Source organism: Arcicella sp. BE140 (genome assembly GCF_031456255.1).
In the GTDB taxonomy this organism is placed as follows: domain Bacteria; phylum Bacteroidota; class Bacteroidia; order Cytophagales; family Spirosomataceae; genus Arcicella; species Arcicella aquatica.
This window is the reverse complement of sequence record NZ_JAVDUE010000008.1, coordinates 161,577-181,173: the sequence shown is the minus strand read 5'-3', so window position 1 is coordinate 181,173 and position 19,597 is coordinate 161,577. Positions and strand designations below refer to the sequence as shown.

The following is a 19,597-nucleotide window of genomic DNA, read 5'->3' as shown; positions in this document are numbered from 1 at the left end:
CAAAAATAAGTATAATATTTACTTCTTTAAACCTAACTCAATAAGTCTCTCATTCAAAAACTCTCCTGCCGTCATATTAACATACATTTTTGGATGAGCAGTATCCACACAAGATTCCAAGCAGGTTAAATCCATTTCAGAACGTGGGTGCATGAAAAAAGGAATTGAGAAACGAGAAGTACCTAGTTTTTCTTTCGGAGGATTTACCACACGGTGAATCGTAGATTTTAATTTATGGTTTGTTAATCTATCTAACATATCTCCGACGTTTACTACGACGTAATCTGGTAATGACGTAATAGGAATCCAAACGCCATCAGCCCTTAATACCTCAAGCCCCTCCGCTGAGGCACCCATCAATAAAGTAATTAAATTAATATCTCCGTGGGCAGCAGCTCTAACAGCTCCTTCTGGCAGTTCTTCTGGATTTAAGATAGGGAAATAATGGATAGCTCTTAAAATAGAATTTCCATGTTTTACTTTGCTTTCAAAATAATCCTCGGGCAATTCTAAATACAATGCAATGGCTTTTAACAACGTTTTGCCTGCATTTTCTAAAGTTTTATATGTATGAAGTGTGTATTGTTCGAAATCTGGTTGCTCTGTAGGAAAAACATTATCAGGATATTCCTCCCAAATAGGGTCTCCATCATCAACTTTGGGCTGACCTACGTGATAAAATTCTTTCAAATCCGGCACTTTAAAACCCTTTGCCGTTTCTTTTCCTTTGCTAATATAACCTCTTTGACCCGCAATACCCTCAATGGCATATTGCATTTTTAGTTCATCTGGCGAGAAAAAAAACTTTTGAACACTATCATAAAGTTTTTCAGTATCATCTTTTGTTAAACCATGATTTTTAATGGCTACAAAACCTATATTATTAAAAGCAGCCCCTAAATCTTGTACAAATTTTTCTTTTCGAGCAGTATCGCCAGAAAGAAAGTCCGCTAAATCAAGAGATGGGATTGTATCTAGAAGTGTTTCAGAAGTCATGTTAGTAAATGTTATTTATCAAATTCTATCCTATTTGTTAAATTGATAAACCTATATATTCAAGCTTTATGGATAATAGTTCTGCATAATTAATCAATAATATATGCAGAACCATTAAAATTATTTCTTCAAGTTTTCAAAATTCTTTGAAACAGCATCCCAATTTACTACATTCCAGAACGCAGTGATATAATCCGCACGTTTGTTTTGGTATTTAAGGTAATAAGCGTGTTCCCAAACATCTAAGGCTAAAATTGGCGAACCTTTCTTTTCAGCCACATCCATCAAAGGGTTATCTTGATTTGGCGTTGAAGTAATCACTAATTTCTTATCTTGAACAATTAACCAAGCCCAACCTGAACCAAAGCGAGTAGTTCCAGCTTTAGCAAACTCTTCTTTGAATTTATCAAACGAACCAAAGGTTTTAGTGATTTCATCCAATAATTCACCTTTGGGAGAACCTCCAGCTTTAGGCGACATTACATTCCAGAAAAAAGTATGATTCCAATGTCCACCTGCATTATTTCTAATAGCAGCTGGTGCTTTTCCTGCTTCTTTCAATAAATCCCACAAAGATAATTTTTCGTAAGGAGTACCAGCCACAGCTTTATTCAAATTATCAACATATGCTTTGTGATGGCGATCATGGTGAATCTCCATCGTCAACTTATCAATGCTCGGCTCTAAACTATCAGGTGCATAAGGCAACGCTGCTAAAGAGAAAGGCGCTGATTCAAGCATTACTTCTTCTAATGTCAATTTAGGTAATTTGTCATTATAGCTTCTTCTTAATGAAAAACTGAATGAATTTAAGCTAGACAATGCAAAAGCCGATGCTAATGTTGTCTTTAAAAAACTTTTACGGTTCATAGGAGATTTTGTTTGGAATAAAAATGAAATTTACTTTTCCTTATTAATAATTTTAATATTATTGATGAGGAGCTACTTGCTTCGATTGTTTATCACTAATAATGATTAAATGCTGATGTTCGTTATTTGATGGTTGTATTACCGTCATATTAGCCATTTGAGCTAAATCAGGCTTTACAATGATCAAGTTATCAATATTTTCAGCTGCTTTTTTCATGTCAGGTATTCCTACTATATGCTTGGGAAGGGGTTTTGAAAGGCTATTCTTTTTCTGGTAGTTCCCTAAATATTCTTTCATCATTGGTGATAACGCTGATGAGTCTTTTCCGATACCTAAAATGCTCAGGCGTTGGCTTTTTCCAACCAATGGAAGGGAAATTAAAAGAATAATAAATGCAAGCTTTTTCATAAGTAACAGGTTTTAAAAAGTATTATTATTAAGTTATCTACTCATATACAATTCTGCTTACTATACTTCTTCCTAATGTTATCTCATCAGCATATTCCAAATCTCCACCAATAGGTATGCCTCTAGCAATGGTTGTAATTTTAACATTCAAAGGTTTTAACCTCTTTGTAAGATAAAACGCTGTTGTATCCCCTTCCATTGTGGGACTCAAGCCTAAAATAATTTCTTTTATAGCCGAATCTCCTGATTGTTTCTCCGTAATACGGCTTAATAAAGATTCAATATTCAAATCTGCGGGGCCTACTCCTTCAAGTGGTGAAATAATACCTCCAAGTACATGATAAAGCCCACGAAATTGAGAAGTGTTTTCAATCGCCAATACATCTCGGGTATCCTCCACTATACACACTACAGACTCATCTCTTTTAGGATTTGTACAAATTCCACAAAGAATGTCATCAGAAATATTATGACATTGTCTACAGTACTGTGTCTTAGTTCTCATAGCTGTTAGGGCTTCCGACAAACTAAGTGTTTGCTTCTCATCTCGTTTTAATAGATGTAAAGCCATTCTCAAAGCTGTCTTTTTTCCTATGCCAGGTAATTTTGAGATTTCTTCAACAGCATTTTCTATGAGCTTAGATGGATAATTCAAGAGTATTAGAAATGTTGATTTTGGAGTAATTAATAATTATTGTAAAATATTAAAAGGTTATTGAACCTCCGCTGCGATTCCTCTTCGACAAATATCATTTCTCATCGGAGCTAGTTCTTCAAAAGTACCTTTCTTTACAGCACATTTTCCTTTGAAGTGAATCAACAATGTACATTGTTCAGCTTGTTCCGCCGAATGTCCACATACATCAATTAGCGTTTCAATAACAAAATCGAATGTATTTACTTCATCATTAAACACGATAAGATCGTATTGATCTACGCCAATAACTTCTTCTAATACATCAACTTCTTCTTCGAATTGTTCAAATGGTCGCATTTGTAAAAATATTTATCTTTTAAAATGATAGCAAATTTAACAAAAAATATCAAATTTGGTGTTCACAATACTGAATACCCAAAATTTATGACTACAGGAATTGCTTTCGGAATTTTAGCCGTTTACTTTCTAATGCTTATTGTAGTAGCACATTACACTTCCAAGGGTGCTGATACTAATACTTTCTTTACCGCAAATAAACAATCTCCATGGTGGTTAGTAGCTTTTGGTATGATTGGAACATCAATATCAGGTGTAACGTTCATTTCTGTTCCCGGTGATGTAGGAAAAGTATCTCTTTCTTATTATCAGATTATATTAGGCAATTTAGTGGGTTATTTTGTAATAGCAACGGTTTTACTCCCTTTATATTATCGCTTAAATTTAATTTCTATTTATACGTATTTGGATAAACGACTAGGGAAGGTCTCTTATAAAACAGGCTCTTCTTTCTTTTTACTAGCCCGTACTTTGGGTTCAGCCGCTCGTTTGTTTTTAGCAGTACAGGTGTTGCAGCTAGCTATCTTTGATGCTTGGAATATTCCCTTCTGGATTTCAGCTTTGGTGACTATCGCCCTTATTTGGGTTTATACCTACCGTGGGGGTGTAAAGACTATTATTGTAACAGATACTCTTCAAACTTTCTTTCTTCTTACGGCACTTGTCTTGACAATATTTTTAATTGCAAATAAATTAGACTTAGGCTTTGGTGATTTAGTCTCAACTATTCAGCAAAGTAAATATTCTAAAATGTTCTTTTTTGATGATTTTGCCTATAAACATCATTTTAGTAAAGATTTTATCGCAGGAATATTCATTGCTATTGTAATGACTGGTCTTGACCAAGACTTGATGCAGAAGAACCTTACCTGTAAAAACATAGGGGAAGCACAAAAAAATATGTTTTGGTTTTGCTGTACCTTCGCTATTACTACCTTGATGTTTGTTTGCTTGGGTGCTTTGCTTTATATCTATGCCGATAAAATTGGCTTTCAGATTCCAGAACGTACTGACTTACTATATCCAAAATTAGCATTAGGTGGAGAATTTGGCATTTTAGCTGCCATTACATTTTTGTTAGGAATTACTGCTGCCACTTATGCTAGTTCAGATTCTGCCCTTACAGCCCTTACTACGGCTTTCTGTATTGATTTCATGCACATTGAAAAATATGAAGAAAAACAGCGAAACAATATCAAGCATTATACTCACCTTGGGTTTTCTGCTCTTTTCTTTGTTATTATTCTAATTTTTAATGCTGTCAGTAGCCAGTCTATCATCTCTACAGTATTCAATATTGCTAGTTATACCTACGGCCCATTGTTAGGTCTCTTTTCTTTCGGACTTTTTACTAAAATCCCTGTTAAAGATAAACTTGTTCCTTTCGTATGTATAATAGCACCTATCCTAACGTATGTTATCGATGCTAATTCTAAGGAATGGTTGAATGGCTATCAATTTGGGTTTGAGAAGCTATTAGTCAATGGAGCGATTACTTTTATTGGGTTGTTGCTTATTAAAAATAAAGCATAATGATGCTGATGATTATACAGAAAAGGGGATGACAATTTAGCATTTGTCATCCCCTTTTTAATGATATTATCTGCTAATGCAATTACAAATTAAAATGCGAACGCACAACTCCCGTATAACCATGTTGAGAAAGCCAAACCGTTTTATCATTGGCAGATTCCTTAGAAGCATATTCACCAAATAATAAACGATAGAGTTTACCTGTTTCTTTTTGAGTTACTTGAATAAAAATTTCATCTTTATGAATACCCATTTTTAACAACTCATCATACAAATCGTGAAGAGACCCTACATTGACTACAGCCGTAACCTGTACAGCAAAACCTTTAGGAAATTTTTCTATACCATTTATATCATACGTTCTTTCAGGTGAAAAAGCCTCAGTAGTGGTAGTTACTGAACTAACATAGATGTTATTATCATAACTCTTACCACTATCTTTAGAGAAAACCTCTCTTCTATCTGGCACGATACTATCTGCTATTTTTTCGGAAACCCTCTTATGTGAATTTAACGATGATGAAATATTAGGAGAAATAACTTCTATCCTTACTCTAGCTTTTCCACTAGCCATCATGCCTAGCCTAGATGCTGCCTCTCTAGAAAGATTAATGATTCTTCCCTCCTCCTCACATTTACAATAATCATTAATTCTAACTTCAACAGTAAGATTGTTTTCTAGATTAATTACTTTAACAATTGTATTCAAGGGATACCTCGAGTGTGATGCAGTAAGCTGGGTGTCGTCATATTTTTCGCCAAAAGAAGTATATTTACCATGTAAATGGGCAGCATAGTAGCGAGCGATACCTTCTTCGGCAAAGCCTTTAGTTGGGATTTGTTCGATTCGGTAGGCGAAAGAGGATGTTCCTACCAACAAAAATAGGGTTGAGTAAGCGATGATCTTTTTCACAGCGTTTATAATTTATAAATTTAAGGCTTATAATTTACTACTTTTTACAATGTCACAAATAAATACAATATTTTCACTGTATAATAAAAATATTGTATCGGCATTTATTACAAACTGGCAATCATGTGAAATTAATTACTTTTTACTATAATTACATAAATTTAATCAATTAACCTGTTATTTTTTAGTCTATTTTTAGAATATTGTACTACTACTTATTTTTAAGTGCTTAGTAGTTAACTTTTTAACCATTTTGATATACAAATATGATTTCCAAAACAATTCAAGGACAACAAAGAGTAATTATTGAAAATATTAGTCCTCAACTTGATGCAGGACGCTACGCTATCAAAGCATTTGAGGGTGATACAATCAAGGTAGAGGCTGATATTTTCTTGGATGGACATGATCAACTGGCGGCAAAACTCCTTTATAAATTTTCGACTGATGAGGATTGGATAGAAACAACAATGAATTTTGTTAACAATGACCACTACGAAGCTTCTTTTCAAGTTTCTAAAAACGGTTTTTATACGTATACTATTCAAGCTTGGGTAGACAATGCGGCCACATGGCACCATGAAATAGATATGAAAATCAAGGATGGCCAGCATGTAAATATAGAATTATTAGTTGGGGCAAATATCATTGAAAAGATGATGAAGATTGCGTCAAAAGAAGATAAAGCTGAACTAAAGGCTATCGCAAATCTTTTTAAAGATTCAAATACCTATAATGAAGCCATTGCGTTTATATACAACCATAAATTGCACGAATGGATAGAAAAATATCCAGACAGACAACACGCTACTATTCATAGACACCTGAAAGTTTGGGTAGATAGAGAAAAAGCGGCATTTTCTGCATGGTATTCAATGTTCCCAAGGTCTGCATCTGTCAAAAAAGGACAGCACGGAACGTTTAAAGATGTTGAAGAGAACGTACTTCCTCGTTTAAAATCTTTGGGTTTTGATGTTTTATACATTCCCCCTATTCACCCTATCGGGAAACAATTCAGAAAAGGGAAAAACAACAGTACAACTTGTCAAGAAGGTGAACCAGGGGTTCCTTATGGAATTGGGTCTGAGTTAGGTGGACATACTGCTATTCTTCCTGAGTTAGGAACACTAGATGACCTTAAACATTTAATTGGTGCTTGTAAAGAAATGGGTATTGAATTAGCGATGGATTTAGCTATTCAATGTTCACCCGACCACCCTTGGGCTAAAGAGCACCCTGAATGGTTTAAAATCCGTCCTGATGGCACCATCCAATATGCAGAAAACCCTCCTAAGAAATACCAAGATATTTATCCAATCAATTTTGAAACTGAAAACTGGAAAGAACTTTGGGAAGAATTGAAATCAATCATCATGACTTGGGCAGATTGGGGCGTAAGGATTCTTCGTATCGACAACCCGCATACTAAGCCTTTTGCCTTTTGGGAATGGGTAATCGCCGAGGTACAAGCGGTACATCCAGATATGATTTTCTTGGCAGAAGCGTTTACTAAACCAAAGGTGATGGCTGAACTGGCGAAGTTAGGCTATACGCAATCTTATACTTATTATACATGGCGAAATTCAAAAGCTGAATTAATTGGTTATATGAACGAATTGACCCAGACGGAGCAAAAACAATATATGCGTCCTAACTTCTGGACAAATACGCATGATATTCTTCCTTGGGCTTTACAAACGGGTCTTGAGCCATTGTTTATTATTCGTTATTTCATGGCGGCTACGCTTTCTTCAAATTATGGTATTTTCGGTCCTGTATTTGAGTATATGATTAGCGAGGCAAATCCTAATAAAGAAGAATATAAGAATTCTGAAAAATACGAAATAAAGCATTGGAATTGGGAAATGGAGAATAAGCTCACATATATTATTCGACAAACTAATCATGCTCGAATTGAGAATTCTGCCTTACAAAGAACCAATAATATTACCTTCTGTGACATTCAAAATGACCAAATATTGGCATATTTGAAAACACATTCAAACGGCAACAGAATTTTATGTATTGTAAACCTAGATGGCCACAATCGGCAAGGTGGAACTGTTAGAATTCCCTTGAATTTGATTCAAAAATATCCCGATCAGGAATATATCGTCCATGATTTAATCACTGGTGCTAAGTATGTTTGGCGTGGCGAATACAATTATATTGATTTAGACCCACATGTTATGCCAATGCATTTGTTTAGAATTGAAGATATTTATTATTGAAGCTGTTTAAACTTTCCCTTTTAGGTTAAACTAAGTCTTTTAGAATAGCTTGTTCCAAAATTTACTCAACGTAGCGATGTTATGCTTCCCAAATTTTGAAAAAATCAATTCTAAAATACAATACTTTCACCTAAAAGGGAAAGTTTAATCCGCTTCATTAACAAACAGTAGTCCTTTTCTTAATTAAGTTAAGAAAAGGACTATTAAATTACACATCCATGACAGAAGACTTATTAAAATTATTTCAAAGAGATTTGAAAGTACTTTACAGAGAAATAGAGCAATATCAACACGAAAGCCTCTTGTGGGAAAAAGTTGATGGAATCAATAATGCCGGAGGAAACTTGGCTTTACATTTAATCGGGAATCTAAAAACTTATATTGGCAAAAATTTGGGCAATATAGACTATGTTAGGAATCGTGAAGCTGAATTTTCTGCTAAAAATGTTGCTCGTCCAGAGATATTGGTAGCCATTAATGAAACTTTTGATATTGTAACTGGTACTCTTTCAAAATTATCATCTCCACAATTAACAGCCATTTATCCTGAAAATGTTTTAGGATATGAAATGACTACCCAGTACTTTCTAGTTCATTTACACGGACATCTTACTTATCATCTAGGACAAATTAATTACCATAGAAGGTTTTTATCTTAGTACTTCAATGCTCACATTCAAGCAAATAGCAATTAAAAAGGTAAACAGCATAAAAAATTCTGCTCTCATCCTTCAGCTATTCATAAAGCATACTTATCTTTGTGCCATGATTACTTTTCATCGAGGTTAAGTAATCTCAAAAACTCAATGCAACACAAACTTATCCTATCCAGTCCTCTACTAGGCATTACTATTAGCCGTCTCTGTCAAGAATTGATAGAGAATCACCAGAATTTTTCAAATTCTGTGATTATAGGTTTACAACCAAGGGGTATTTTTTTTGCCAAGCGAATTCATCAAGAATTAGAATCAATTACAGGTGTTAAAATCCCAATAGGGTATCTGGATGCTACTTTTTATCGTGATGATTATCGTCGTCGTGAATTAGTAAAAGCCAACGCCACCAAAATTCCTTTTATTATTGAAAATCAGAATGTTATACTCATTGATGATGTATTAGCAACTGGAAGAATGGTAAGAGCAGCCTTGGATGCAATGACAGCTTTTGGACGCCCCCAAAAAGTGGAATTATGCGTCTTGATTGATAGAATTTATAACCGTGATTTACCAATAAATCCTGATTATGTTGGTAAAAAAGTAAATACTCTTGCCACAGAAAAGGTATTGGTAGAATGGAAAGAACAAGGGCACGAAGCCGATAACATTTGGTTAATTACAAAATAGTATGCAAAAACTAAGTACTCGACATCTTTTGGGGATTAAGGATTTAACACCCGACGACATAGAACTCATTATGGCAACTGCCAAAGAGTTCAAAGAAGTAATTAATCGCCCCATCAAAAAAGTACCCTCCCTCCGTGATGTAACAATTGCTAACGTTTTTTTTGAAAATTCTACCCGAACAAGGCTTTCCTTTGAATTGGCAGAAAAACGTTTATCCGCAGATACAATCAATTTCTCAGCTTCTGGAAGTTCTGTAAAAAAAGGAGAAACGCTTCTTGATACTGTCAACAATATTTTGGCCATGAAAGTGGATATGATTGTGATGCGTCATGCTAGCCCCGGAGCCCCTCATTTCCTTTCAAAACACATTGCTGCCAATATTGTCAATGCTGGTGACGGTACGCATGAACACCCAACACAAGCATTACTTGATTCTTTTTCAATGCGTGAAAAATTAGGTGGTGATTTGGTAGGAAAGAAAATAGCGATTATTGGAGATATTCTGCATTCAAGAGTAGCGCTCTCTAATATTTTTGCCCTTCGTAAACAAGGTGCTGAAGTAACCCTTTGTGGGCCTTCAACCTTAATTCCTCGTTATGTAAACGAATTAGGTGTAAAGGTTTCACATAATGTAAAAGAAACGCTGGCTTGGTGCGATGTAGCCAATGTCTTGAGAATCCAGTTAGAAAGACAACAAATCAAGTATTTTCCTACACTTAGGGAATACTCTTTATACTTTGGTATCAATAAAAAAATGTTGGATGAATTGAATAAAGAAATCGTAGTGATGCATCCTGGCCCAATCAATCGTGGCGTAGAGCTAACATCAGATGCTGCTGATTCTCATCATTCAATTATTCTAGACCAAGTCGAAAACGGCGTTGCCGTTAGAATGGCCGTACTTTATCTGTTAGCAGGCCAAAACTAATACCTTCTTTTACTCATAACATTATTATCAATAATGTTATGAGTAGCCTTCCCTATCTTCTTATTTATTGACAAACTGTACTTGTTTCTATTTTTGATAAAATTATCTTTTCTCACCAGAAAGAGGTTAAAATATTGTATATTTGATAAAAAAATAGATTATTCCACGAACAAATAAACAAATAAGTAAAAACAAATTTATCCTATTTTTTTTAATAGTATTTTACATTTCACTAGTCATGGGATAAATTATATCATATTAACAAAATCTATTTAAAAAGAAATTTTATATTTACCAAATGACATTTATTAGCTTCGCAAAACTCCATTAACCATAATTAAAGATGGCAAAAACGTCAAAAACAACTACTCAATCAACCGAAACAACTAAGAAAAAAGTAACTAAAAAAGCTGTTGTAGAAGTTATAGAGGAAAATCAAACTCCTGTTTCTACTCCGGTAGTACTTAAAAATGTAGAAGTATTCAGCCGTTTCTCTGATTTCGACATTCATCTTTTCAAAGCTGGCAAGCATTATCGTTTATTTGAAAAATTCGGCTCACACATTACTGAATATCAAGGGGTACAAGGGGTTTACTTTTCTGTTTGGGCACCCTCTGCTAAATCGGTATCAGTCATTGGAAATTTTAACTACTGGGACAAAGGTAGTCACCATCTTTTTGTACGATGGGATGCTTCTGGAATTTGGGAAGGTTTTATTCCTTATATCGGCAAGGGGGAAACCTACAAGTTTTGTATTCAAACCCAAGATAACCGTCTTATCGAAAAGATGGATCCTTATGCGCAACAATTTGAAATACCCCCTCGCACAGCCTCGATAGTTTGGGATAATTGGTATGAATGGACGGATTCTGATTGGATGGCCAAACGTCATACTAAAAATTCTTTAACATCGCCCATGTCTGTTTATGAAGTGCATGTTGGTTCTTGGAGAAGAAAAAATGGTAATGAAAAGCTAAGTTTTGTAGAATTGGCAGACCAGTTGATGAATTACGTGAAAGAAATGGGCTTTACTCACGTTGAATTCATGCCAATCATGGAACACCCTTATGAACCTTCATGGGGATATCAGGTACTTGGTTTTTTTGCACCATCTTCTCGTTTTGGCTCACCTCAAGATTTCATGTACTTGGTAGAAGAATGTCATAAAAATGATATTGGCGTAATACTTGACTGGGTTCCGTCACATTTCCCTGGCGATGCACACGGGTTGTATGAATATGATGGTACACATCTTTACGAACATCCTGATATGCGCAGAGGGTATCATCCCGATTGGAAGTCGTATATCTTTAATTATGGTAGAAACGAGATTCGCAGTTTCTTGATTTCAAATGCAGTTTATTGGCTAGAACGCTACCACGCAGATGGATTGAGGGTTGATGCTGTGGCGTCAATGTTGTACTTAGATTATTCAAGAAAACATGGAGAGTGGGAACCAAATATTTTTGGAGGAAATCATAATCTTGAAGCAATTTCTTTGTTCAAAGAATTAAATGAGACGCTTTATGCACAGTTTCCAGATATACAAATTATTGCAGAAGAATCAACCTCATTTTCTGGCGTTTCAAGACCTATTTATGCAGGTGGTTTAGGGTTTGGACAGAAATGGATGATGGGTTGGATGAACGATACCTTGAAATACTTCCAAAAAGATCCAATGTATCGTCGTCATCACCAAGATCAATTAACTTTCTCGACAAACTATGCTTTTTCAGAGAATTTCATGTTACCACTATCTCATGATGAAGTGGTATATGGTAAAAAATCGCTGGTAGGTAAAATGCCTGGTGATGAATGGCAAAGGTTTGCCAATTTAAGGCTCTTGTTTTCATATATGTTCACTCACCCTGGAACTAATCTAATTTTTATGGGAGGTGAATTTGGGCAAACATCTGAATGGAACTTTGAAAAAAGTTTGGATTGGTGGTTACTAGACCACGCTCCTCATAGAGGCATTCAGAATTTGATGAAAGCCTTAAACCACATGTATAAAACAGAACCTGCTTTATATGAAAAACAGTTTTCACATGAAGGGTTTGAATGGATTGATACATCTGATAGAAACAATTCAATCGTGATATATGCTAGAAAAGGAAATGTTAGTAAAGAGCAACTGATTATTATTCTGAATATGACACCAGTTCCTCACGAAAACTACAGAATTGGAGTACCTATGATGGGAATTTGGAACGAAATATTAAATTCCGACGAACATGACTTTGGAGGTAGTGGTAAAACAAACAAATCGCTCATTATGGCCGATGAGATTGCTTGGCAAGGAAAAGCCTACTCTATTTCCCTTACCATACCACCACTCGGTGCTAGTATATTAAAAGTTAAATAAAATAAAAGGGATGACACTTATGAAGTATCATCCTTTTTAAATTTAATGTCAAAAAAAAAAGACCTATGAATCCGCCAATTCAAGGGTCTTTTTAAAATAATCTTTAAACAAACATGGTATAAGCATGTTGTATATTATAATATTTTAAAAGTCTTTTTACCGCCATAAATAGAATTTAAAATATTATAATTGGAATATCAAATAAAATAATTACCGCCATAATTTTGTTATTTGATGAAGTAAAATTAATACAAAATCATAGATATTGTATTTTAAAAGCTATGATTTTTTCAAGAATTACACGAACCAAGAATTTAGACATTCCAAGCTAAAATTTTGATGTGAATTTCAAGAATTTGTTATTTGAGCGAAAAAATATGATGATTTAAGTGAAAAGATTTTAAAATAAATTGTTAAATCTTGATTAAGTCCTTCATTTATCAACCTTCCATAAATTGTACAAATAACTATTTAAACTTTTTCTGAGCGATATTATCACAAAAAATAAAGACTCGATGCATCGCTCCGAGTCTTTACACAATCCGCCTAAGTAGTAATCTTTTCGGGAAAAATCCCTTTGCTTTTTACAGCATATATTTTTATTTATTACATCTTAAAGTAATAAATTACAAATTCAGTTTAAATTAATATTTTTTTGATTGATATCTGCACAATGAAAGGGTCAGTAAATCTGGAGAAATACTTTAAGCTTTAGTCTATCACTAATATCACAAAAGCTTCTTCTCGTCCTAACATTGGCGGATGTTATTCAGTTAAATTATTAAAAGTTACTGAAAGGGGCTTTTAGTAGAAGCAAAACCTTCAATAGTAAACCTTTAACAAATATATATAGACATTTCTCAATCCACAAAAAAATTAGTAATTATTTATTAGATAAAACCAATAAATTTTATTCGAAATAATTTTTCCTGATAAGTGGCATTTCAAACCTCATATCAAAATTATTAATTTGAATAGTTAATAATGGTGATAAACGTGTAATATCTGGGAAATATCCTTTATCAACCTTAATTTTTTCTATTTTTAAAAATTTAATTTTTCCTTTAAAATTGAAAGAAGTAAGCATTAAGTCATTATTAAGTTTTTGCGCCAGCTTCAAAGGAAAAACATCGCTTTTGGCGGGAATACTCAAAAAACCTTTACTTAATTCAGCTTCAAAAATAACATATTTATTGATGCTAACTTGTACTTTTTTAACACCATTTTTATCTTCAACCCATTCAAAATCAGCTTTTTCTTTTGGAATTCCCCAGTTGTTATATCCATTTAAAACACTTTCTTCTGAGGACACATAGATTTTACTAATTGAAAAAACTTTTGTCCAATCAAATGTAAACATTCCGGGAATAAATAATAATTCATAATATTTCCCAACATTTGAAGACTGGTAGTCTACCAACATGACTGTACCAAAGTAGCCTAGAAAACGTTTTTTTTGAAAATCTTCCATAAAACCATTCTCTACTACAAATTCCTTTGGAAACTTATAAATCAATGCATAAGCATTGCCAGTCAAATTCCACGGAGCAGGTTCAAGCCTGATTTCATCATCATTTTGCATATCAAAGGGTTTTCTACTATAAATAAGTAGCCAAATATGTTTGCATCTCTACCTGAACTTTAAGCGCCTCTTGAGCAGCCTTTTCTGCAAAATCTTCCCCAGATGAAGCATAAATAATGGCTCTTGACGAATTAACTAACAAACCACATTGTTTGTTCATACCAAATTTAGAAACTTCTTCTAAACTTCCTCCTTGTGCGCCTACGCCCGGTACTAGCAAAAAATGGTCAGGGACAATACTTCTGATTTTTTGAAGCATATCGGCTTTAGTAGCCCCTACTACGTACATTAATTGCTCAGAACTGCCCCATTCTTGAGATTTAGTAAGAACCTCCTCAAAAAGCTGTTTATCGTTGTTTAAAGTAAGATTCTGAAAGTCTTTGCTTCCTACATTTGAAGTAAGTGCTAGAAGAATTACCCATTTCCCATCAAAATCCAAAAAAGGCTTAACCGAGTCTTCACCCATGTAAGGTGCTACAGTTACTGAATCAAAATTCAATCCCGAAGATTTTTCATCAAAAAAAGCTCTGGCATACAAGCCAGAAGTATTGCCAATATCTCCTCTTTTAGCATCAGCAATAGTAAAACACTCTTTGGGAATATATGCTAATGTTTTTTGAAGACTTTCCCATCCTTTTGCACCAAAAGCTTCATAAAACGCAATGTTAGGTTTATAAGCAACCGCATATTGATGGGTTGCATCAATAATTTGTTTGTTAAACTCAAAAATAGGATCTTTTGTTTTTAATAAATGTTTGGGGATTTTCTGAATATCAGTATCCAAACCAATACATAGATAGGATTGCTTTTGTAAAATTTGCTCAAAAAGCTGCGACTTTGTCATTTATAAATGCTTAGTTTCTTTATAAAAAGTGCTAAGTTTAATTGGAGAAAAACTGCCTAATCAGAGGATTAAGCATCATTATATGAGCAATATTAATCTGTTCGTATTCAAAAAACAACATTTTATTTATCTAATTTTTTATTATTATGAGATAAATAATACTTTTAAGCAATACTATTATATCATTTGAAATACACTTGATTATATTATAATAAAACAAAAAGACCAAAACTCTCAATTGAGCTTTGGTCTTTTTGTCAGCTACATTTTCAACTTTTCAATTTCTCGAATTACATTTACAATTCCCTTCAATGGTATTTTAACCCAGTCTGGTCTATAGTTAATTTCATAGCCTAATTCATAAACAGCCTTTTCTAAAAGATATATCAACATCAAAAAATTAATTTCATTATTGTTCTTAAACAAAGGATGTGGGTTACCAAACGTTTCTAAATATTTATCCATAAACGTTTGATGAATCAATCTATACCAGCGGTCTGCTACGGTCTGTATTCTTTGTGAATCTAGTTTTGCAGAAGCAGGGTCATTAAACATTTTTGCTGAAATAGCATAATGATAGCTCCTAATCATGCCTGCTACATCTTTCAAAGGCGAATGCTTGATTTTTCTATCAGTGATAGAACTCTCAGGCTCTCCTTCAAAATCGATGATGATATAATCATTCTGTGTAGCTAATACCTGCCCCAGATGATAATCGCCATGAATCCTAATCCTTTGTGAAAAAATTGGTTTTTCAAGAATTCCTGCGGCAAACTCTTCAATCAACTCACGAGCCTCCATAAAATCCCAAGCCAGCTTTCTTGTTACTACATCAGTAATCTTGGTGTAGTTATCAATGAGTAGGCTATATCTTTTATCTAACAAATTAGTTAATCTATCATGAACAAACTTTCTATAGGCATCATCAAAAGGAACTGGAACAAACATTTTTTCGGCTTCGGGTTTATATAAAGCCAAGTGCATTTCCGCAGTTCGTTGAGCCAACAATTCTACTTGCTGAAATACTTCTTCTTTAATCGAAAACGATTTCGCAACAAAAGCCTCCACAAAATCATTTAACTGCTCTCCCGTTTGAACCCAGCTATCAGCTTGGTTCTCTACCATCCGCTGCATCATCCCAAGCGTAATGTCTGGCATTTGTTCTTGTTTCCATACCAAACTCCCCGCAAACGCTGGAATAAAAGCAAAAGTGGAATGTTCTGTGATAAACTCCACCATATCTACTTCTGGATTAGTCTCGGTAAATAATTTTCTGTATAACTTTAGAAAATACTTATCGCCAAAAACAATCGCTGAATTAGAAGAATCAACGGGCAAGACTTTAGAGCTAATCGGTGCGTTGATATCTTCTCCTAAAAACCCTTTACCGCGCGTAAAGTCTACTCTTCCCTCCTGTTGAGCAATATTTTCAGCATGGGCTAAATGGTAAAAAATAGTTTGCTGAAAACGTTCATCATAAATGGCATCTACGATGATTCCCCTTTTATTGTTGATATAAGCCAAGGTAATTATCCCTTTGGGCGTTATTTCTTTTGTATGACCTGCATCTATAAACGAAACTGGCAGTAGATAACGTTCCACATCCCCGTCTTCATAAGAAACAGAGATAATCATTAATAAAGCTATGGAATCCTTCATCGGAATTTCTAAGGTTGTTGTGACCTTAAAGGATTTCTGTATTCTAGCCTTACCAGCAAACCACCTACAGCTATTTAGATAGGCAGGTAAAACATTTTTTTCAAAATTGTCAAAAAGCTCTGTATCTGCCCTAATTTGCTCCCACGCAATTTTTGAGCTTAGTGAGGTAATTTTTGATTGAATCATTATTGATAGCCTAAATTTTGTTTTATAAAAATGGTATTTTCAGAATTTAAATTTATAATTTATTTATATTTAAAAAAAGCAGAATAGTGCTTTCATGATTATTAAAAATATTTTTCAAAAAAACCACTTTGCAAGGTTTTGATTATCAACAACTTTAACAATTTGTTTTCTTTTTTTTCATTTTGTGGTTGTGTATTCTAAATATTCTCCCTACCTTTGCACCACGAAAAACGAACAGCGATACAAAATATCGAAAAGTTTTAACCCAATGGTCCGTTCGTCTAGGGGTTAGGACACGTCCCTTTCACGGATGAAACACGGGTTCGATTCCCGTACGGACTACAAGAAGTTAACAAGCCCTTCATAGCAGTATGGAGGGTTTTTAATTCTAATCACAAAAAATGTTTTGTGATAGTAAAGTAAAATTTAGCATAACCCAATGGTCCGTTCGTCTAGGGGTTAGGACACGTCCCTTTCACGGATGAAACACGGGTTCGATTCCCGTACGGACTACAATACTTTTATAGTATAGTGGCGTACTTTATAAGTTAAGTACATTCAAAGTAAAATTAGCATAACCCAATGGTCCGTTCGTCTAGGGGTTAGGACACGTCCCTTTCACGGATGAAACACGGGTTCGATTCCCGTACGGACTACAATTCTGTCAAAAGCAGACAACTCTAAAAGAGTTGTCTGCTTTTTTGTTTGAACTCATCTCACATCAAAACCTCCTCCTCCCTCCTTTTTTGGGGCAAAATCAAAAAAATAGGATTCAATTACACAGTGGTTGACACCATTCTAAAGATTGGATTCAATGCAAATGAAAATTGAGACTTCAGGAATAAAAACAAAAAGTAACAGATTATTGCATTAACAAGTAATTTTTTCGTTATAGTTGCAAATTGGTTAACTGTCCAGTATTGCAACTATTAATAATGTTTTATATAATGAAAAAAATACTCATCTTATTTACCCTAATATCTTTTATTTCTTGTGGACAGCATACTGAACATGCAGTAAATACTGTCAAAAAAATACAGCAACTTCCTACCAAAACAATTACAAATACGCCTCAATCAATTAGTAATGTGGCAAAAGAAATTGCCATCCAATCAAAAGTAAATGACCTTCCTTTACAATTGATTGGTAAATTCACGATACCTACTTATATAAATGCACAAGGATATATAAGACCCAAGTGGGGGGTTTGGTGGAATTTCTGGGGCAAGCCTTTTACTGATAATCATATTAATCCTTGGGAAGTAGGCTTAATGGGTAATGTTACCATCGTACCAGAGTTTTATAGTGGTTATGGCAAAAGAGGTCTTGACTATATCTGGCAAATTGATTTAGAACGTGGGAAGCCGTGGAATAATGATATTGATCCTTTTGTAGGAAAACGTTTTCAAGATTTTATCAGTACTATCCCCTATCAGCACAGATTTTTTGAAGGAAGCCTATCAGGTGGAGAAAAGCTATCAAGCAAAGGGATGGAAGGTGCTTATGACTTTGGACGTTCTACGTCCCTAGATGCTACGATGGGATGGGGTGATAATATCAATGGTAAATCGCATAGGGGATTAGTGGCCGTTGATATAGAAGACGGTACTGCCGACTATGGTGATAAACTTCATAGGGCTGTGCTAATTGGCATGGCTGAAAGTACTACTGGCGATGTTTCTTCAGACTATGGTGGGCCTATTAATACACTTGGTTATATTCACGACAGAGAAAATGGCGAAAAAATGACGCTTTATTATCCAGATGCTGAGGGTAATTACACGAATAGCAAAGCCAAATTTTCTGAGGATTGGCTATCTTCCACTACTCCTATTTCTATTCCTTCAAAGGGAGTCATTAACAAACGCCCTATCGACTATCCTAATATTATCCCAAGCAACGAAATATCGTTTTATTCACACGAGTTTACGCAACAAGGTAAAACTTATGATTTAGGCAATGGAAATACGGTTGTGATTAATAAATATGGTAACAATAGAAATACAGAGCATTTTTTAGCAAGAGCGGGTACTTTATTAGAGTGGCAATCGTGGTACTGTAGGTACAAGCTCAATAACAGACGCAACAAGATGCTTACGAAAGTGATTGCAGACAAAGGCCCAATCGGTTTAAATCCTTACGTTAAATTAGCCAATGGAAACGTAGTAGAAGATGCCATCCTAGCACACAGAGGAGCAATGGCAGGACGGCGGTATGCTTTTGACATTGTTAGTATCAACTACATGAACAATGTCGATTTGCATGAATGGGATAAAAACTCCTTTGTAGATAACAAAGCACATGACACCTACATCGGCTTTTTTGCAGCCTTAAAAATGTTAATGACCAATGGAGGGGCAGATGCATACCTTGAAATGGTTCCACAATATTGGGAAACAGAACAAAGTTATGACCACAAAAATTGGGTAAAACACAAAGCCGTAGAATGGGCAGATTCTCCCAAAGTCTTACCTTGCAGAACCAAAGTAGGTCCGAAAAAGTTAGAGGCTATGTGCTGGCGTTCTGAAGGGATAGAGCCTACAGAAGTATGGTTAAGAGCAAACGTTGATGGTGTTTATCAAGAAATTCATATTACCCCTGATGCATGGGAAACTACTAATCCCATCTATAAAAACAAGCCTCTAGCCTCTATTCCAACGGCTGATAAAGAATATTTTTATACGATGTTGAAATTTTAAAAATACTAATTCACAAAAAAAGCTTGCAGACAAATCTGCAAGCTT

General features: G+C 34.6%; 16 protein-coding genes and 3 tRNA genes. 10 read left to right on the top strand and 9 right to left on the bottom strand.

Annotated features, from left to right (window positions below; genetic code table 11):
• Positions 1-18: 18 nt before the first annotated feature.
• The 5 genes from J2Y60_RS13160 to J2Y60_RS13140 form a co-directional block, all read right to left on the bottom strand.
• Positions 19-996, bottom strand: coding sequence for a 2-oxoglutarate and iron-dependent oxygenase domain-containing protein (locus tag J2Y60_RS13160; RefSeq protein WP_309916355.1), 978 nt, complete (start codon positions 994-996; stop codon positions 19-21).
• Between the two features lie 120 nt (positions 997-1,116).
• Positions 1,117-1,866: a superoxide dismutase gene (locus J2Y60_RS13155; RefSeq protein WP_309916353.1), complete on the bottom strand. Its 750-nt coding sequence runs from the start codon at positions 1,864-1,866 to the stop codon at positions 1,117-1,119.
• 58 nt (positions 1,867-1,924) lie between these two features.
• On the bottom strand, positions 1,925-2,275 hold the full coding sequence (locus J2Y60_RS13150) for a hypothetical protein (protein WP_309916350.1): 351 nt from the start codon (positions 2,273-2,275) through the stop codon (positions 1,925-1,927).
• A 37-nt stretch (positions 2,276-2,312) separates the two neighbouring features.
• The gene (gene recR, locus J2Y60_RS13145) at positions 2,313-2,930 is read right to left on the bottom strand and encodes a recombination mediator RecR (protein WP_309916348.1); all 618 of its coding nucleotides are present in this window, start codon (positions 2,928-2,930) and stop codon (positions 2,313-2,315) included.
• 57 nt (positions 2,931-2,987) lie between these two features.
• The gene (locus J2Y60_RS13140; RefSeq protein WP_309916344.1) at positions 2,988-3,269 is read right to left on the bottom strand and encodes an ATP-dependent Clp protease adaptor ClpS; all 282 of its coding nucleotides are present in this window, start codon (positions 3,267-3,269) and stop codon (positions 2,988-2,990) included.
• 87 nt (positions 3,270-3,356) lie between these two features.
• Here J2Y60_RS13140 and J2Y60_RS13135 point away from each other — a divergent pair, with 87 nt between their 5' ends.
• Complete coding sequence (locus tag J2Y60_RS13135; protein WP_309916890.1) at positions 3,357-4,802, top strand: sodium:solute symporter; 1,446 nt, start codon at positions 3,357-3,359, stop codon at positions 4,800-4,802.
• An 82-nt stretch (positions 4,803-4,884) separates the two neighbouring features.
• Here J2Y60_RS13135 and J2Y60_RS13130 read toward each other — a convergent pair whose 3' ends face one another.
• Positions 4,885-5,715 (bottom strand): septal ring lytic transglycosylase RlpA family protein, encoded by an 831-nt coding sequence (locus J2Y60_RS13130; protein WP_309916341.1) that lies wholly within the window; start codon positions 5,713-5,715, stop codon positions 4,885-4,887.
• A 266-nt stretch (positions 5,716-5,981) separates the two neighbouring features.
• Here J2Y60_RS13130 and J2Y60_RS13125 point away from each other — a divergent pair, with 266 nt between their 5' ends.
• The 5 genes from J2Y60_RS13125 to glgB all read left to right on the top strand — a co-directional run bounded on the left by J2Y60_RS13125 (position 5,982) and on the right by glgB (position 12,582).
• Positions 5,982-7,946 (top strand): alpha-1,4-glucan--maltose-1-phosphate maltosyltransferase, encoded by a 1,965-nt coding sequence (locus tag J2Y60_RS13125; RefSeq protein WP_309916337.1) that lies wholly within the window; start codon positions 5,982-5,984, stop codon positions 7,944-7,946.
• A 218-nt stretch (positions 7,947-8,164) separates the two neighbouring features.
• Positions 8,165-8,605 (top strand): DUF1572 family protein, encoded by a 441-nt coding sequence (locus tag J2Y60_RS13120; RefSeq protein ID WP_309916334.1) that lies wholly within the window; start codon positions 8,165-8,167, stop codon positions 8,603-8,605.
• A 147-nt stretch (positions 8,606-8,752) separates the two neighbouring features.
• Positions 8,753-9,289, top strand: coding sequence for a bifunctional pyr operon transcriptional regulator/uracil phosphoribosyltransferase PyrR (gene pyrR / locus J2Y60_RS13115; RefSeq protein ID WP_309916331.1), 537 nt, complete (start codon positions 8,753-8,755; stop codon positions 9,287-9,289).
• Between the two features lies 1 nt (position 9,290).
• Positions 9,291-10,217 (top strand): aspartate carbamoyltransferase catalytic subunit, encoded by a 927-nt coding sequence (locus J2Y60_RS13110; RefSeq protein WP_309916328.1) that lies wholly within the window; start codon positions 9,291-9,293, stop codon positions 10,215-10,217.
• A 343-nt stretch (positions 10,218-10,560) separates the two neighbouring features.
• The gene (gene glgB, locus J2Y60_RS13105; RefSeq protein WP_309916325.1) at positions 10,561-12,582 is read left to right on the top strand and encodes a 1,4-alpha-glucan branching protein GlgB; all 2,022 of its coding nucleotides are present in this window, start codon (positions 10,561-10,563) and stop codon (positions 12,580-12,582) included.
• Between the two features lie 910 nt (positions 12,583-13,492).
• On the opposite strand, the gene J2Y60_RS13100 is transcribed toward glgB, so the two are convergent.
• The 3 genes from J2Y60_RS13100 to J2Y60_RS13090 form a co-directional block, all read right to left on the bottom strand.
• Entirely contained in the window at positions 13,493-14,164 is a 672-nt protein-coding gene (locus J2Y60_RS13100) for an acetoacetate decarboxylase family protein (RefSeq protein ID WP_309916321.1), read from the bottom strand.
• A 16-nt stretch (positions 14,165-14,180) separates the two neighbouring features.
• Positions 14,181-15,008 carry an orotidine-5'-phosphate decarboxylase gene (gene pyrF / locus J2Y60_RS13095; RefSeq protein ID WP_309916318.1) on the bottom strand — a complete coding sequence of 276 codons (828 nt, stop codon included), beginning with the start codon at positions 15,006-15,008 and terminating at the stop codon, positions 14,181-14,183.
• 261 nt (positions 15,009-15,269) lie between these two features.
• Positions 15,270-16,853, bottom strand: coding sequence for a putative maltokinase (locus tag J2Y60_RS13090; protein ID WP_309916315.1), 1,584 nt, complete (start codon positions 16,851-16,853; stop codon positions 15,270-15,272).
• 270 nt (positions 16,854-17,123) lie between these two features.
• Here J2Y60_RS13090 and J2Y60_RS13085 point away from each other — a divergent pair.
• The 4 genes from J2Y60_RS13085 to J2Y60_RS13070 all read left to right on the top strand — a co-directional run bounded on the left by J2Y60_RS13085 (position 17,124) and on the right by J2Y60_RS13070 (position 19,552).
• Positions 17,124-17,195, top strand: a tRNA-Glu gene (locus J2Y60_RS13085).
• 99 nt (positions 17,196-17,294) lie between these two features.
• Positions 17,295-17,366: transfer RNA gene (locus tag J2Y60_RS13080), tRNA-Glu, on the top strand.
• A 71-nt stretch (positions 17,367-17,437) separates the two neighbouring features.
• A tRNA-Glu gene (locus J2Y60_RS13075) sits at positions 17,438-17,509 on the top strand.
• Between the two features lie 291 nt (positions 17,510-17,800).
• Positions 17,801-19,552: a hypothetical protein gene (locus J2Y60_RS13070; RefSeq protein WP_309916313.1), complete on the top strand. Its 1,752-nt coding sequence runs from the start codon at positions 17,801-17,803 to the stop codon at positions 19,550-19,552.
• Positions 19,553-19,597 lie beyond the last annotated feature (45 nt).

What these genes read in the sequence shown, in the direction of transcription:
- J2Y60_RS13135 (WP_309916890.1), top strand. Translation starts at nt 3,357, where the DNA reads ATGACTACAGGAATTGCTTTCGGAATTTTAGCCGTTTACTTTCTAATG.
- J2Y60_RS13090 (WP_309916315.1), bottom strand. Translation starts at nt 16,853, where the DNA reads ATGATTCAATCAAAAATTACCTCACTAAGCTCAAAAATTGCGTGGGAG.
- J2Y60_RS13155 (WP_309916353.1), bottom strand. Translation starts at nt 1,866, where the DNA reads ATGAACCGTAAAAGTTTTTTAAAGACAACATTAGCATCGGCTTTTGCA.
- J2Y60_RS13120 (WP_309916334.1), top strand. Translation starts at nt 8,165, where the DNA reads ATGACAGAAGACTTATTAAAATTATTTCAAAGAGATTTGAAAGTACTT.
- pyrF (WP_309916318.1), bottom strand. Translation starts at nt 15,008, where the DNA reads ATGACAAAGTCGCAGCTTTTTGAGCAAATTTTACAAAAGCAATCCTAT.
- glgB (WP_309916325.1), top strand. Translation starts at nt 10,561, where the DNA reads ATGGCAAAAACGTCAAAAACAACTACTCAATCAACCGAAACAACTAAG.
- J2Y60_RS13140 (WP_309916344.1), bottom strand. Translation starts at nt 3,269, where the DNA reads ATGCGACCATTTGAACAATTCGAAGAAGAAGTTGATGTATTAGAAGAA.
- J2Y60_RS13125 (WP_309916337.1), top strand. Translation starts at nt 5,982, where the DNA reads ATGATTTCCAAAACAATTCAAGGACAACAAAGAGTAATTATTGAAAAT.
- J2Y60_RS13100 (WP_309916321.1), bottom strand. Translation starts at nt 14,164, where the DNA reads ATGCAAAATGATGATGAAATCAGGCTTGAACCTGCTCCGTGGAATTTG.
- J2Y60_RS13150 (WP_309916350.1), bottom strand. Translation starts at nt 2,275, where the DNA reads ATGAAAAAGCTTGCATTTATTATTCTTTTAATTTCCCTTCCATTGGTT.
- pyrR (WP_309916331.1), top strand. Translation starts at nt 8,753, where the DNA reads ATGCAACACAAACTTATCCTATCCAGTCCTCTACTAGGCATTACTATT.
- J2Y60_RS13070 (WP_309916313.1), top strand. Translation starts at nt 17,801, where the DNA reads ATGAAAAAAATACTCATCTTATTTACCCTAATATCTTTTATTTCTTGT.
- J2Y60_RS13160 (WP_309916355.1), bottom strand. Translation starts at nt 996, where the DNA reads ATGACTTCTGAAACACTTCTAGATACAATCCCATCTCTTGATTTAGCG.
- J2Y60_RS13110 (WP_309916328.1), top strand. Translation starts at nt 9,291, where the DNA reads ATGCAAAAACTAAGTACTCGACATCTTTTGGGGATTAAGGATTTAACA.